This is a genomic window from Buttiauxella cochleicola, from assembly GCF_021282405.1.
Taxonomy (GTDB): Bacteria; Pseudomonadota; Gammaproteobacteria; order Enterobacterales; family Enterobacteriaceae; genus Buttiauxella; species Buttiauxella massiliensis.
This window is the reverse complement of the sequence record NZ_JAJSOU010000005.1, coordinates 92,547-108,222: the sequence shown is the minus strand read 5'-3', so window position 1 is coordinate 108,222 and position 15,676 is coordinate 92,547. Positions and strand designations below refer to the sequence as shown.

Here is a 15,676-nt window from a genome sequence, read left to right as displayed (position 1 = left end):
AGATTTGCAGGCAATAGTAAAACGACCGCGCGCAAAGGGGGCGGTAGTTCAAAAGTAGATTTAAGGATGATTCAGGAGGGCGCTATGGTACTGGAAGCAAACGCATTCGTCACCAACTCGTCATACTTCAAATTGCAACTGCGTTGACTGCACTCACTCACCCCAGTCACTTACTCTAGTAAGCTCCAGGGGATTCGTTCCCTTGCCGCCTGGTTGCACTTTGAATTATTTAGAGTTTCTCAAAATAACCCTAACTGCCCTGTCATCAGTGTAGCAAAGTCATCCTCGAGGAAAGGTAAAATTCCTTCAGCGACGGGCTGAAGCTGGCGGGTCAGGTAATGATCATAGTCCAGGGGGGATTCCTGGTAATCCACGGGTTCAGGGCCGTTGGTTGTAATCACATACTTAATGGTCCCACGGTTCTGATATTGAGGCGCACGCCCAAGCCGTTGATTATGCTCATCAGCGAGCCGAGCGGCACGGACATGTGGCGGCACATTTTTTTGATATTCGCTTAACGGCCGGCGCAGACGTTTACGGTAAATTAACTGCTCATCAAGCTCACCGGCCATCAAACTGGCGATAGTTTCACGGATATAATCCTGATATGGCTCGTTACGGAACACGCGCAAATAAAGTGTTTTCTGGAACTCCTGGGCCAGCGGCGTCCAGTCAGTACGCACGGTTTCCAGTCCTTTGAACACCATGCGCTGCTTGTCATGTTCCTGAATCATTCCTGCGTAGCGTTTTTTGGAACCTTCAACCGTGCCACGAATGGTTGGCATCAGGAAGCGGCAAAAGTGGGACTCGTATTCCAGTTCAAGTTTACTGTCTAGCTGCTGGGTTTCTTGCAGATGCGCTTTCCACCACGCATTAACGTGATTCACTAATTGCTGGCCGATACGCGCCGCATCTTCTTCTGAGCGGGCTTTTTTCAGCCAGACAAACGTGGAATCCGTATCGCCGTAAATCACGTCGTAGCCCTGAGATTCAATCAGCTCCCTGGTTTGTAGCATGATCTGATGCCCACGCATGGTGATCGACGAGGCAAGGCGAGGATCAAAGAAGCGGCAGGCACTGGTGCCCAACACCCCGTAAAACGCATTCATAATGATCTTCAGCGCCTGGGACAATGGCTTGTTGCCATGACGTTTGGCTTCATCGCGACCAGACCAGATTTGCCCGACGATTTCGGGCAGGCAATGCGTATTCCTGGAAAAATGCGCGCCAAGAAAACCATCAACGGAATGCTCAGCTTCCGGGTGCGCCATCCCCTCAACCAGGCCAACCGGGTCGATAAGAAATGTGCGAATAATCGACGGATAAAGACTTTTGTAATCGAGTACTAACACTGAGTCATAAAGGCCTGGGCGCGAGTCCATGACATACCCGCCAGGGCTCGCCTGCGGAGGCACATCTCCAAGATTTGGAGCAACATAACCGGCACGGTGCATGCGTGGAATATACAGATGACCAAATGCTGCAACAGAGCCGCCGTGGCGGTCAAGCGGCAAACCGTTAACCGTTGCCCGCTCAAGTAAAAATGGCATTAGTTCGGTTTTGTGGAAAATCCGCGTTACAAGCTCGCAGTCTTTAAGATTGTACTTCGCAAGTGCCGGCTTATCTTCGGCAAAACGACGGTCAATTTCGTCCATCCGCTGCCACGGGTTATCAATCGCTTTACCTTCGCCGAGTAGTTCCTGAGAAACAGTTTCGAGAGAAAATGAGGAGAAATTCCAGAAGGCAGATCGCAGTGCTTCGATACCATCGATAATCACGCGCCCTGCGGCCTGTGCGAAAAACACACCTTGCTTGAAACCATGCTCGCGCCATTCCAGCAGACTGTTTTCACGCCCAAGGCGCAGAGGAACCTGATAGCGCTCGGCCATTTTTTGCAGCACGCGCAAATCGAACTGCACTACATTCCAGCCAATCAACACATCGGGGTCGTGTTTGGCAAACCAGCTATTGAGTTTTTCGATAAGTAAAGGACGGCTGGCGACATATTCCAGCGTAAAATCCAGCCCGCTGGCGTCGCCATTTTCCGGGCCAAGCATATAAACGATACGCTGCCCGCAACCTTCCAGGCCGATGCAATACAGCTCGCCGTGGCGAGTGGTTTCGATATCCAGCGACACCCATTTCAACGGTGGGCGGTAATCCGGCGCGGGTTTTAGCTTTGTTTCAACCACCAGGTTGTTGCGCTGCTCACCGCTAAACCACACCGGGGCGGTAATAAAGCGCTCCATCAAAAAGCGCTCTGGTGGGCGAATATCGGCTTCGTAAACTCTGATGCCGCCATCGCGCAACAGTTTTTCGATACGCATAAGCTGGCGATGCTGGCGGCAATAAAGGCCGCAAACGGGCTGACGATGGAAATCTTTGAGGGACAGCGGTGTGAGCCGATACTGGCTTTCGCGCTCAAGTAAACGTGCGGCTTCGGCTTGTTGTGACTGTGGGATAAATGCGACCGATTCCTGGCGCGGCAGGCGCACTTTTACCGGGCCATCATCTGTTGCCAGCCAAAATTCAACTTCAGTACCGAGCGGGGTATCTCGCCAGTGACGCGTAAGTAGAAACCCCTGACGAGCTTGCGACACGCTGCATTCTCATAAAGGAAAAAGTGGTCTGATTATAGACCACTTTGTCAGGGGTTACTGCTTTTATATACAGTGTTCACTGCCCGTAATAGGCTTTTGCACCATGTTTACGCAGGTAGTGTTTATCGAGCAGAGTTTGCTGCATATCAGGTAATTCCGGCGCAAGTTGGCGGCAGAATATGCCCATATAGGCGACTTCTTCCAGCACGATGGCATTATGTACCGCATCGACCGGATCTTTTCCCCAGGCAAACGGGCCATGTGAATGCACCAGCACGCCGGGCATCTGTGTTGCGTCGATTCCACGCTCAGCAAAAGTTTTTACAATCACTTCGCCGGTTTGCCATTCGTAATCGCCATTGATCTCTTCATCGGTCATTTTGCGGGTGCAAGGAATGGTGCCGTAGAAGTAATCCGCGTGGGTGGTGCCCGTTGCGGGAATGGATTTCCCGGCCTGCGCCCAAATGGTCGCGTGGCGCGAGTGGGTATGGACGATACCGCCGATGTGCGGAAATTGCAGGTACAGCAGGCGGTGGGTTGGTGTGTCGGACGAAGGTTTCTTATTACCTTCAACCACTTCGCCGGTTTCGAGACTCACCACCACCATATCTTCTGCCGTCATCACGCTGTAATCGACACCGGACGGTTTGATGATCAGCACACCGCGCTCGCGATCCACCGCGCTGACATTGCCCCAGGTGAGCGTCACCAGATTATGTTTCGGCAGCGCGAGATTCGCTTCGAGTACCTGACGTTTGAGATCTTTTAACATATTAAGTCCCGGTCAAATTAGTGTCGGATGGCGCGTGTGCTTATCCGACCTACTTGAAGTTGTAGGGTGGATAAGCGCACGCGCCATCCACCGTTCTCCTGACTAACGTTTGTAGCTGTAATAAACCTCGTTCCAGCGCAGCGAATCTTTAAACGCAGGCAGGCGGGTGTCGTTATCAATAACCGCCAGTTCGATACCGTGCAGTTCGCTGAACAGGCGCATATCGTCAAGCGTCAGAGACTGGCTGAACACGGTGTGGTGCGCACCACCAGCCAGGATCCATGCTTCAGAAGCGGTTGGCAGATCCGGCTGCGCTTTCCACAGTGCATTCGCCACAGGAAGTTTCGGCAACTGGTGAGGAGCTTCAACGGTATCAACGCAGTTCACCAGCAGACGGAAACGATCGCCCAGATCAATAAGGCTCGCGTTAAGTGCCGGACCAGTTTGGGTGGAGAAGATCAAACGTGCAGGATCGTCCTTGCCACCGATCCCCAGGTGTTGAACATCAAGGATTGGTTTTTCAGCAAGAGCAATGGATGGGCAAACTTCCAGCATATGGGAACCGAGCACCATATCGTTGCCGTTTTCAAAGTGATAGGTGTAGTCCTCCATGAAAGAGGTGCCGCCCTGCAGACCGGTTGACATCACCTTCATGATGCGAAGCAGAGCGGCGGTTTTCCAGTCGCCTTCGCCCGCAAAGCCGTAGCCTTGTTGCATCAGGCGTTGCACTGCCAGGCCAGGAAGTTGCTTCAGGCCGTGCAGGTCTTCAAATGTGGTGGTAAAGGCATTAAATCCGCCTTGCTCAAGGAACTGTTTCATTCCCAGTTCGATGCGCGCGGCATCCAGTACGTTTTGGCGTTTATCGCCGTTGATTTGCGCGGCGGCTGTCAGGCGATAGCTGCTTTCGTATTCATCGACCAGCGCATTGACGTCGCCGTCGCTAACAGCATTCACGACCTGAACCAGGTCGCCAACGGCGTATGTATTGACTGAGAAACCGAACTTCATCTGCGCGGCAACTTTGTCGCCATCGGTCACGGCAACTTCACGCATGTTGTCGCCAAAACGCACCACTTTTAGCTGACGAGTATCTTGTTTTGACACCGCCTGGCGCATCCAGGAACCTATGCGTTGATGGGCTTGCGGATCTTGCCAGTGGCCGGTCACCACTGTGTGCTGCTGGCGCATACGTGCGCCGATGAAACCGAACTCGCGGCCGCCATGCGCGGTCTGGTTCAGGTTCATAAAGTCCATATCAATGCTGCCCCATGGGATTTGCGCATTGAACTGGGTATGGAATTGCAGCAGCGGCTTGGTCAGGATGCTCAGGCCGTTGATCCACATTTTTGCTGGCGAGAAGGTGTGCAGCCACACCACCATCCCTGCGCACTTATCGCTGTAGCTGGCATCGCGGCAGATAGCGGTAATTTCATCCGGCGACGTGCCCAATGGTTTTAACACCAGTTTGCACGGCAGTTTGGCTTCTTTGTTGAGCGCATTCACAACCTGCTCGGCGTGTTGATTCACCTGACGCAACGTTTCCGCACCGTAGAGATGCTGGCTGCCAATTACAAACCACACTTCATATTGTTCAAAAATGTTCATCGTCATGTCCTTAATGGGTCACAGTGGCCTGAGCTACACGAGTAACCGCAGCTGGGGCAGAAGGGAGATAGTGTTGTTCCGCGCTAATCGCCCATTGCTGGTAACGGCGATAGAGCTGTTCAAAGCGCTCGGCGCGTTGAGAATCGGGTTGCAGTGTGCTTTCAATCTGGCTGGCCATGGCGAGTTGGGCGCGGGAAATATCTGCGTGAATACCCGCGGCAACAGCGGCAAAAATGGCCGCGCCTAATGCACAGCACTGGTCAGAAGCGACAATTTGTAGCGGGCGATTCAGTACATCAGCGCAGACCTGCATGATGACCGGGGATTTGCGTGCAATACCGCCAAGTGCCATCACGTTAGTGACGGGAATTCCTTGCTCGGTGAAGCATTCCATAATCGCCCGGGCACCAAAGGCGGTTGCGGCAATCAGCCCACCGAACAGCGCGGGTGCATCTGTCGCCAGGTTTAAATCGGTGATTACACCTTTCAGGCGCTGGTTGGCATTCGGGGTGCGACGGCCGTTAAACCAGTCGAGCACTACCGGCAGATGTTCAAGGGAAGGATTCTTCGCCCAGGCTTCAGTAAGCGCTGGCAGCAACTGCTTCTTGCTGGCGTTGATTTGTTCGCTCAGTTCCGGATGCGCAAGCGCCAGTTGTTCCAGCGGCCAGCCAAGGACACGGCCAAACCAGGCGTAGATATCGCCGAATGCCGATTGCCCGGCTTCGAGGCCGATAAAATCAGGGATCACGCTACCATCAACTTGCCCACAAATACCTTTTACTGCGCGGTCGCCAACGGTGGGTTTGTCAGCAATCAAAATGTCGCAAGTAGAAGTGCCGATAACTTTCACCAGCGTGTTCGGCTGCGCACCAGCCCCAACGGCACCCATATGGCAGTCAAACGCGCCACCGGAAACTACCACGCTTTGTGGCAAACCAAGGCGCTCAGACCATTCGGCGGAAAGGTTGCCCACCGGAATATCCGCAGTCCAGGTTTCGGTAAACATCGGGTAAGCCAGATTCTGGTTAATCACCGGATCTAACTCATCAAAGAAACTCGCCGGAGGCAGACCGCCCCAGCTTTCATGCCACAAGGATTTATGCCCGGCGCTACAGCGTCCACGGCGAATATCCTGTGGTTGAGTTGTGCCGGAAAGCAGCGCCGGGACCCAGTCACACAATTCAATCCACGACACAGCAGCTTGCGCTACTTTTTGGTCGGCACGGGTAACGTGCAGGATTTTCGCCCAGAACCATTCGCTGGAGTAAATGCCGCCGATATAACGGGAATAGTCATTTTTCCCAGGCTGGTGGCACAAGCGGGTAATAGCTTCGGCTTCTTCTACCGCGGTGTGATCTTTCCACAACACGAACATGGCGTTCGGGTTGTCGGCAAATTCTGGGGTGAGTGCCAGCACATTGCCGTTAGCGTCAATTGGCGCGGGTGTTGAGCCGGTGCTGTCAACGCCAATACCACGAACCCGGGCGCGCTGTTCAGCCGTCAGTTCGGCGAGAACGGTTTTTACTGCCCGTTCCATGGACTCAATATAGTCTCGTGGGTGATGGCGAAACTGGTTATTTGGGGCGTCGCAGTATTGGCCTTCTTGCCAGCGCGGATACCATTCCACACTGGTCGCAAGCTCTGCACCGTTTTCACAATCAACGGCTAAAGCGCGAACAGAATCGCTACCAAAATCGAGGCCCAGCGCAATCGACATTTTTAAACTCCCTGACCTGTTATCTATGGAAATGACATTAGTTTTTATGCAGAAAAACAGTCAGGTCGTATTCGCTGTAGTTATGGAGAAATGTGCTGTGCCGTTGAGAAGTGTGACGCCCCGCAAATAATCGATGTGGATATTTCTGCTACTTTTATAAACACATTGGTTATCTTCTTAAAACCCCCAGGTTGTCAGATAAAAAGCATAGGTGCAGGTAAATTGCGGCTTTATGATGAGAATCTGACGGTTTACGGTTCAGACAGTGTTGCCCTGGCAAGGAATAGCACGGATATGGACAAATTGTTTCTACACCCTTCTTGAATAGCGAGCTTGTAGATGGCTGAAATGCAAAATGACCCACTGTTGCCGGGGTACTCTTTTAATGCCCATTTAGTCGCGGGATTAACGCCGATTGAAGCCGAAGGGCCGCTGGATTTTTTCATCGACCGCCCGTTAGGAATGAAAGGTTACATCCTGAATTTAACGGTGAAGGGTGAAGGAGTTATCAATAATCAGGGTAAAAACTACGTTTGCCGCCCTGGCGATATTCTGTTGTTCCCCCCGGGTGAGGTGCATCACTATGGCCGCGCTCCGGATAGCAAAGAGTGGTATCACCAGTGGGTTTACTTCCGCCCGCGTGCGTACTGGCAGGAGTGGTTAAACTGGGACCCTATCTTTGCGCATACCGGTTTCTTCCGTCCTGATGACGCCCATCAGCAGAATTTTTCACAGTTGTTTGGCCAGATAATTGAATCCGGGCAGGCAGAAGGGCGCTACGCCGAATTACTGGCGATTAACCTATTAGAGCAGCTGTTGTTGCGGCGTATGGAAGTGCTGAGCGCATCCCTCAATCCACCGCTTGATAACCGCGTTCGCGATGCCTGCCAGTACATCAGCGACCATCTGGCCGATAACCATTTTGATATTGCAGGTGTGGCGCAGCATGTCTGTTTATCGCCTTCACGTCTGTCGCATCTGTTCCGTCAGCAGCTTGGTGTCAGTGTTTTAAGCTGGCGCGAAGACCAACGCATCCTGCAGGCAAAACTGTTGTTGAGCACGACCCGCATGCCGATTGCCAGCGTCGGGCGCAATGTCGGTTTTGAAGACCAGCTCTATTTTTCTCGCGTCTTTAAGAAATGTACCGGTGCCAGCCCGAGTGAATTCCGTGCAGGCTGTGAGTAGCTTTACCCTTCGTACTTCACGCTGTCTCTTTGTTGGCTGCGTTTACTCACCCGAATCACTTACTTGAGTAAGCTCATCGGGACTCGTTCTCTTGCCGCTGCGATACAGCCCGAATTACTTTGGGTAACTATAATTGGATGACACAAATCATGTCTTGACGGTTGTCTCATCACTCAGGAGAATCGCCCACTCGTTTCTCGACGGATGCTTTATGGAAGCTTTGCTGGAACACTTTATTACTCAGTCAGTGGCGTATTCACTTTTCGCGGTGATGCTGGTGGCCTTTCTGGAATCACTTGCGCTGGTCGGGCTAATCCTTCCTGGTACAGTCATGATGGCAGGGCTTGGCGCGCTGATTGGTGGCGGTCAGGTGGGCTTTTATCACGCCTGGGCTGCCGGAATTGTCGGTTGCCTGTTGGGCGACTGGATTTCGTTCTGGCTGGGAGGCCGCTTTAAAGGGCCACTGCATCGCTGGTCGTTTATGAAAAAGAACAAAGCGCTGCTGGATAAAACCGAGCATGCGCTGCATCAGCACAGCATGTTTACCATCCTGGTCGGCCGTTTTGTTGGCCCGACACGCCCGCTGGTGCCGATGGTCGCAGGCATGCTAGACCTCCCGGTTTCTAAATTTATCATCCCGAACATTATTGGCTGCATTTTCTGGCCACCCATCTACTTCTTGCCGGGGATTCTGGCGGGTGCCGCGATTGATATTCCTGCGGATATGCAAAGTAGTAGCTTTAAATGGCTCTTGCTGCTAGTAGCACTGGGGCTGTGGCTGGCGGGATGGTTGTGTTGGCGCTGGTGGCGCAGTGGTAAAGCAAGTACTGACCGTTTAACTCAGTACTTGCCGCGATCTCGTTTGCATTGGTTAGCACCAACAATGACGGTGCTGGCCTTGGGGAGCTTTGTTGCAATCCAGATGCACCCGATGATGCCGATTTACCGCAGCATTCTTTGGAAAGTGCTCACCGGGCAACACTAATTCCTAACAGCGCTGATGCGCTAGCTTCTCCGCTTAATAAGGTTGCCGTGTCGCCATCCCAGGCGATACGGCCATCGACCACAACAAGACTTCTTTCAGCGATTCGCGCTGCATCTTCAATACTGTGTGACACCATCAATAGCGTCAGTTGTTGCTGGCGGCATAGATTATCAAGCAGTTGCAGCATCTCCTGGCGTAGTGCCGGGTCGAGTGCTGAAAATGGCTCATCGAGCAGCAAAATCGGTTGTTCACGAACCAGACAGCGGGCGAGGGCGACACGCTGGCGCTGACCGCCAGAAAGCTGCGCTGGCAGCCTGTCGAGTAAATCGCTTATCGCCATTTGGCTGGCAATTGTTGCCAGACGTTCGAGCTGTGCGGCATTAAGCTTCAGGCCAGGATTTAACCCCAGCCCAATGTTCTGGCGCACAGTCAGGTGGTTAAAAAGATTGTTCTCCTGGAACAGCATCGACACCGGGCGCTGTGCGGGTGCCGTCGCCGTATGGTCATTGCCATTAAGCATAATTTTCCCGCTGGCAGGTGCGAGAAAACCGGCAATTAAACTCAGCAGCGTACTTTTCCCCGCCCCGCTAGGCCCCAACACCGCAACGCGCTCTCCGGCGTTAATTTGCATCGAAAAGCGCATCGGTAAATGGTGATAGAGCCAGGTTATATCAGTTAGCTTTAGCATTCCCTTCATCCTTCAAGTTGCAGGTGTGTTGGCTGCTTTCTTTCATCCAGGTCACATAGTTTTCTATGTTCCCAGGCTTCATTCACTTGCCGCCTTCCTGCAACCTGAATCATTTTGGGAATCGCGTCCCGGAAGTTTTTCAATCAATGTGAATAAAGCAAAGCACAGTATCAGCAGAATTAGCGCGGTAACGGCACCATCCTGGCTGCGATATGAACCAATTTGTTGATAGAGATAGAACGGTAGCGTGCGGAAATCTTCATTACCAAACAGCGCCACTACGCCAAAATCACCAATCGACAGCACGCAGGCAAATGCCAGCGCTTGCGCCAGTGGGCGCTTCAGGGCGCGCAACTCGATATAACGCAGGCGGTTTAAGCCGCTGATATTCAGCGACTGGCACAGCTTGTTGTAGCGTTCAGCCACGTCCAGCATCGGGTTTTCCAGCACTTTCAGGGCGTAGGGAACCGCCATTAATGCATTGGTGAAAATCACAATGCCATCGGCGGATTGCGGCAAACCTACCGTGTTATTGAGCAGCAGGAAAAAGCCGGTCGCCAGCACGATACCCGGCATCGCGAGGATTAGCATGCCGCTTAACTCCAGCGCCTGCCCGGCAAATGCGCGGTTGCGCAGGCGTAATTCTCGTGAACTCCATAGCAGCATTACCGTGATGATTACGCTTATCAATCCCGCGCCGACTGCAATTCTTAACGAGGTGAATAATGCCTGCCAGAGAATCGGCTGGGAAAGCACGCTGTTAAAACCACTATTGATGCCATCAATGATGACCGCCAGCAGCGGAGGCAACAGCAGCAACAGTGCGAGTGAAATTAACAATCCGTCGCACAGTTTCCGGCGCAGGTTATCTTGCGGGTCACGCCAGCCCTGCATTTGGCTGATACCCACAGGAATGGCTTTACTGAGTCGTTGGCTCATCAGCACCAGGCCAAGACAGCAAACCATTTGTACTATTGCGAGCAGTGCCGCACGAGCAGGGTCGTAGTCATAACTGAGTGCCTGGAAGATGGCCAATTCAATGGTGGTTGCCTGCGGCCCGCCGCCGAGCGAAAGCACGGTGGCAAAACTGGCGAAGCAGAGCATAAAAATTAACGCGGCGGCAGGAAGAATCTGACGGCGTAGCCACGGCCATTCGACAAAACGGAAGAAGTTCCAACCCTGCATGCCAAGCTGTGCGGCGACCTGTCGTTGTTCGCTGGGGATATTTTCCAGCGCCTGAAGGAGCAGGCGGGTTGCCATCGGCAAGTTGAAAAAGATGTGGGCCAGCAAAATGCCTTTCAGGCCATAGGGTGAGAACCCCCATTCGATGCCAAGCCAGGCGCACAGTGAGGCCAGCCAGCCTTCACGGCCATACACCGTCAGAATACCGAACACTGCCACCAACACTGGCAAAACCAGCGTCATGGCGCACAGACGTAACAGTGCTAATCGCCCAGGGAAACGGCGTCGGTAAAGCGCCCGGGCAAGAAAAATGGCCGGGAACACCGAAAGGGTGGCTGAAAGAAATGCCTGCCAGAAGGAAAAGCGAAGTACGTGCCACAAATAGCTATCCTGCACCAACGCGCGGATATCGGTTTGCGGCGCGTTAAACCACAGCGCCAGAAAAGCCGCCAGGGCTACGGCTACCACGAGAGTGGCGGCGCATAGCCCTGGAATCAGCCAACCGGGAATTAGCGGCTGACGGAGCGTTGCCATTCACTGATCCAGCTGGCGCGATGGGAAGAGACGTCTTGCGGGCTAAATTCCAGCGTGGTCTGCGGTTTTACCAGACCATTAAAGCCTTCTGGCAATTTCACGTCTGTGACCGGGTACATCCAGTTGCCGGTTGGAATGGTGTTCTGGAACTCAGGCGTGGTAATGAACTTCATGAATTTCGCTGCCAACTCTGGCTGCTTGCTTGAAGCCAGGCGACCCGCAACTTCCACCTGCAAGTAATGTCCTTCGCTGAAATTGGCTGCCGCGTAGTTATCTTTTTTCTCTTCGATGATGTGATATGCCGGCGAGGTGGTGTAGCTCATCACCAGGTCGCCTTCGCCTTTGAGGAACAGACCGTAAGCCTCAGACCAGCCTTTGGTGACGGTGACGGTTTTTTTGGCCAGTTTCGCCCAGGCTTCAGGCGTTTTGTCGCCATATACTTTTTGCATCCATAACAGCAGGCCGAGACCTGGGGTGCTGGTGCGTGGATCCTGGTAAATCACTTTCCATTTTTGGTCACTTTCGACCAGTTCTTTCAGGCTTTTCGGCGGGTTTTTGAGTTTGTTTTTGTCATACACAAAAGCGAAATAGCCGTAATCGAACGGCACAAACGTATTGTTATTCCAGCCACCTGGGATTTTTAGTGAACCAGTGTCAACGTTGCTCGGCGCGAACAGTTTGGTTTGCGCAGCCGCTTCCAGCAGATTGTTATCCAGCCCCAGAACCACGTCGGCTTTGCTGTTTTTACCTTCCATGCGCAGACGGTTAAGCAGTGACACGCCATCTTCGAGTGCGACGAATTTCAGCTCGCAATTGCAGTCTGCTTCAAAGGCTTTTTTTACCGCAGGGCCTGGGCCCCAGTCGGCAGCGAAAGAGTCGTAGGTGTAAACAGTCAGCAGGGGTTTGGCGAAAACAGGGGCGGCGACGAGCGCCAGTAACGGCAGGAATTTTTTGAACACTTTGCACCTCTTTAAATTAGGGGTGGCAAAGGACTTTGAGAATTGAGCCTCAAATCCCTTCGCCGGCGTTATCCGGATCAGGTTCGACGGGTATTATCTCAGCCAGACTTTCGTCTTAGCACCCCGTTGAGAACGCGTGCATTGTAATGATTCTGTGAATGAATCGGAAGTATTAAGGTTCCGGTGGTGCAAACCATGCCGATTTAAAGTCAAACCAGCCGAGCGTGTTCATACGCACGCCGCGCATACTGCGCTGCCCTTCAATGCGCAACCAATGGTGGATTAATGGCAAAATATCATTGTTTTCAACTCGCTTCTGGCACCATTCAGGCAAAGAAAGCTCGCCGTTGTGCCATTTCCGGGTATCGGTTTCCCAGTCATTTTCGATGCATTTTTGAATCAGAGGGACTTCATACAGATGCGAATAAAGGGAGAATTCTAAAGGCAGAGTGAAGTTTGCGCTGTTAAGCCAGATATCGCTTTCGGCATTGCCCTGGTGCCACTCCTCATAGCTGACTTCCTGCACCACAAGCTTAACGCCTGCGCGAGCCAGCAGTTCCTCCATGACTTTACTGATAACCCGGTGTTCGACGTGATCGCGGTAAAACGTCAGCGTTACAGATTCCAGACCAGCAGGTTTTTCAAACACCGGTTGTGGACGTGCGTGGTGCCAGCGCGGCAGTAAACCATACGCCGGGAACCAGTACTGCTGGTTTTGAGCTCCCGCGCTATAAAGCAGATGAATGGGGGCCAACATATGGCTTAGCCAGCGGCGAACGTCGTCATTACTGCCAGATTTGGAGCGTCTATCAAACAAAATGTAATAGCAGCCTTCTTCCAGGCGGCTTTCGACGGCTTTTTCACTGTCAGGCATGCCCGATAGTTGCACTGCGCAACTGACATCTTCACCGATCTCTGGCAATACCCAGAAATTTACCTCGTCAATCAATGCGCGATAGCCGAAGTAATCATCGTAAGCCTGAATCTTCAGCTGGTTAGTGTTATTGCGCACAACAGAGTACGGCCCAGTACCGACTGGCTGGCGTGAAAAATTGCTTAGGGTTTGCCATTCACGGGGCAGAATCATGGCATGAACGCTACCCAGCAACCACGGCAGCCAGTTGTCCGGTTGCGAAAGGGTGATATCCAGTGTCCACGCGGTAGGTGAGGTGATTTGCGTAATGTGCGAATACAGCGGCAGCGCGTTAATCCGCTGCAAAGAGGTGACCACATCCAGCATGTCCAGCTCGCGGCCATGGTGAAAATGAATGCCGGGGCGCAAATAAAAACGCCAGTGTAATGGGGAAATTTGCTGCCAGTGATGGGCAATATCTGCTTCCAGTTCCCCATTTTCCTCATTTATACGAATTAAGCCGCTGAAAATTTGGCGGGCAATATGGGTTTCTGAACGACGTAAAGCCGAGCCTGGTAACAGATTTAACAGTGGACGGTAATAGAGAACGCGCAGGATATGCCGACCCTGGCGGAAGCTGCGGCCAAGATGCGAAATCAACATTTGGCGTACAGCGGCTTTATCACCAACGATCTGCACCAGTTGATCGATCCTGTCTTGCTCAAGAAGATCTTCAGCCCGCTGTTGCTGGAGTGCAAGGCCGGTATACAGGAATTCCAGCTGTGAACGCTTACCGCGCCCGACCTCTGCTTTCCAGCTGAGCCAGCCCGTTTCCTGCATTGCACTAAGCAGCGTACGCATATGGCGACGGGAGCAATTCAGCAGATCTGCCAGCTCATTGAGCGTGGTTTCCTGCGGCTTACCTTCAAAGTTTTGCCATAAACGTATGAACTGTTGTTGCAGACGACTGCTGGACATAAAAGAGGAACTCCCGTCAGAAACTCATCAATTTAACTTTCCTCATATTACGCCAATAATCATCAACGTTGAAACGAGGAAGTGGAGATGTATATGAAACGGTCACCAGTTATTAAGTTCTATCATCAGTATTTTGCCGCAACACAAAATGTTTCTGCTGGATGGCTGGCTCGCCTGACAGCAACGCAACGTCTGAAGATGCTCGAGGACTTAATGCAGTGGGAAATTACCGTTCCCGAGACCGGAAAGCACTAACTCGTTGATACATGTGTGACTGAGAATTGGTGAATTTCACCTGGCCAGCAGATTGTTCCTGCTGGCTTTTTTATACCCGTCATTAGGGTATAGTTTACGTTTTGCACACCCAATGAGCGCTCGAACAAAAGGAATTTCTGCATGCTTTGGTTTTTGACGCGAGGACGTCGCCTCAATCCGGTATATGCCGCATTTATGATTGTGGCTTTCATGATGGGGATTGCGGGGGCACTCCAGGCGCCCACTCTTAGCCTGTTTTTAAGTCGCGAAGTAGAAGTGCGCCCATTTTGGGTTGGGATGTTTTATACCGTCAATGCGATAACCGGGATACTCGTCAGCCTTGCGTTGGCGAAGCGTTCAGATAACCGGGGCGACAGGCGAAAACTGATTATGGTTTGCTGCGTTATGGCCGTGGCAAACTGCGTGTTGTTTGCTTTTAACCGCCATTACCTGACGTTAATCACCATTGGCGTTATGTTCGCGTCTATTGCCAACACGGCGATGCCACAAATCTTCGCTCTTGCCCGCGAGTATGCAGATAACTCAGCACGTGAAGTGGTGATGTTCAGCTCGATAATGCGTGCGCAGCTCTCGCTTGCGTGGGTTATCGGGCCACCATTATCGTTTATGCTGGCGCTAAACTACGGTTTTACCACCATGTTTCTTATCGCGGCCGGGATTTTCGTTATCTCGCTCGCGCTAATCTTCTTCGCACTTCCTTCAGTTGCAAGGATTGAGCAGCCCGCGGATGTTGCCCTTACGCAAGTCAGCGGCTGGAAAGACAAAAACGTCCGTATGTTGTTTATCGCCTCGATGCTGATGTGGACCTGCAACACTATGTACATCATTGATATGCCGTTGTGGGTCAGCACTGATTTAGGGCTGCCTGAATCACTGGCGGGGCTGTTGATGGGAACGGCTGCGGGGCTTGAGATCCCGGCAATGATCCTTGCAGGTTACTACGTTAAGCGTTTTGGTAAACGCCGTATGATGGTGATTGCTGTGGCGGCGGGTGTGTTGTTTTACGTTGGTTTGATTCTGTTCCATAGCCGCACTGCGTTAATCCTTCTCCAGCTGTTTAATGCGGTGTTTATCGGCATTGTCGCGGGAATCGGGATGTTGTGGTTCCAGGATTTAATGCCCGGCAGGCCGGGTTCGGCGACTACCCTGTTTACTAACAGTATTTCGACGGGCGTGATTCTGGCGGGTGTTTTACAGGGAGCACTGGCGGAAAGTTTTGGGCACCATTCGGTGTACTGGCTGATTGCCGGGCTGTCGGTGCTGGCGTTGATTTTGACCAGCCGGGTGAAGAATATTTAAGCTGAAATAATGTCGGATGACGTTGCGCGTCATCCGACAGCTA

The 15,676-nt window shown here is 52.4% G+C and carries 12 protein-coding genes and 1 riboswitch; of the genes, 4 read left to right on the top strand and 8 right to left on the bottom strand.

Features of this window, described 5'->3' with window-relative positions; translation table 11 throughout:
• Nucleotides 1–239 precede the first annotated feature (239 nt).
• The 4 genes from polB to araB all read right to left on the bottom strand — a co-directional run bounded on the left by polB (nt 240) and on the right by araB (nt 6,694).
• Entirely contained in the window at nt 240–2,600 is a 2,361-nt protein-coding gene (polB, locus tag LVQ79_RS08325; RefSeq protein WP_232864581.1) for a DNA polymerase II, read from the bottom strand.
• Nucleotides 2,601–2,676: 76 nt separating this feature from the next.
• Nucleotides 2,677–3,372 carry an L-ribulose-5-phosphate 4-epimerase gene (gene araD, locus LVQ79_RS08320; RefSeq protein WP_232864580.1) on the bottom strand — a complete coding sequence of 232 codons (696 nt, stop codon included), beginning with the start codon at nt 3,370–3,372 and terminating at the stop codon, nt 2,677–2,679.
• 102 nt (nt 3,373–3,474) lie between these two features.
• Nucleotides 3,475–4,977, bottom strand: a complete 1,503-nt coding sequence (gene araA / locus LVQ79_RS08315) for an L-arabinose isomerase (protein ID WP_232864579.1) — start codon at nt 4,975–4,977, stop codon at nt 3,475–3,477.
• A 10-nt stretch (nt 4,978–4,987) separates the two neighbouring features.
• The gene (gene araB / locus LVQ79_RS08310; protein WP_232864578.1) at nt 4,988–6,694 is read right to left on the bottom strand and encodes a ribulokinase; all 1,707 of its coding nucleotides are present in this window, start codon (nt 6,692–6,694) and stop codon (nt 4,988–4,990) included.
• Between the two features lie 339 nt (nt 6,695–7,033).
• Here araB and araC point away from each other — a divergent pair, with 339 nt between their 5' ends.
• Nucleotides 7,034–7,879 (top strand): arabinose operon transcriptional regulator AraC, encoded by an 846-nt coding sequence (gene araC, locus LVQ79_RS08305; protein WP_151993138.1) that lies wholly within the window; start codon nt 7,034–7,036, stop codon nt 7,877–7,879.
• Nucleotides 7,880–8,090: 211 nt separating this feature from the next.
• Nucleotides 8,091–8,864, top strand: coding sequence for a DedA family protein (locus tag LVQ79_RS08300; RefSeq protein WP_232864577.1), 774 nt, complete (start codon nt 8,091–8,093; stop codon nt 8,862–8,864).
• Here the strand turns inward: LVQ79_RS08300 and thiQ are convergent.
• The 4 genes from thiQ to sgrR form a co-directional block, all read right to left on the bottom strand.
• Nucleotides 8,848–9,552: a thiamine ABC transporter ATP-binding protein ThiQ gene (gene thiQ / locus LVQ79_RS08295; RefSeq protein WP_232864576.1), complete on the bottom strand. Its 705-nt coding sequence runs from the start codon at nt 9,550–9,552 to the stop codon at nt 8,848–8,850. The two genes, LVQ79_RS08300 and thiQ, sit on opposite strands and share 17 nt — an antisense overlap.
• Before the next feature lie 78 nt (nt 9,553–9,630).
• Nucleotides 9,631–11,268, bottom strand: coding sequence for a thiamine/thiamine pyrophosphate ABC transporter permease ThiP (gene thiP, locus LVQ79_RS08290; protein ID WP_232864575.1), 1,638 nt, complete (start codon nt 11,266–11,268; stop codon nt 9,631–9,633).
• Nucleotides 11,244–12,227, bottom strand: a complete 984-nt coding sequence (gene thiB, locus LVQ79_RS08285; RefSeq protein ID WP_232864574.1) for a thiamine ABC transporter substrate binding subunit — start codon at nt 12,225–12,227, stop codon at nt 11,244–11,246. The genes thiP and thiB overlap by 25 nt, the downstream gene beginning before the upstream one ends.
• A gap of 36 nt (nt 12,228–12,263) precedes the next feature.
• A riboswitch (TPP riboswitch) is annotated at nt 12,264–12,363 on the bottom strand.
• Nucleotides 12,364–12,399: 36 nt separating this feature from the next.
• Nucleotides 12,400–14,058, bottom strand: a complete 1,659-nt coding sequence (sgrR, locus tag LVQ79_RS08280; RefSeq protein WP_232864573.1) for an HTH-type transcriptional regulator SgrR — start codon at nt 14,056–14,058, stop codon at nt 12,400–12,402.
• Nucleotides 14,059–14,151: 93 nt separating this feature from the next.
• On the opposite strand from sgrR, the gene sgrT reads away from it, so the two are divergent.
• Nucleotides 14,152–14,313, top strand: a complete 162-nt coding sequence (sgrT, locus tag LVQ79_RS08275) for a glucose uptake inhibitor SgrT (protein ID WP_232864572.1) — start codon at nt 14,152–14,154, stop codon at nt 14,311–14,313.
• Nucleotides 14,314–14,454: 141 nt separating this feature from the next.
• Entirely contained in the window at nt 14,455–15,633 is a 1,179-nt protein-coding gene (locus tag LVQ79_RS08270) for a sugar efflux transporter (RefSeq protein ID WP_232864571.1), read from the top strand.
• The last annotated feature ends 43 nt before the right edge of the window (nt 15,634–15,676 follow it).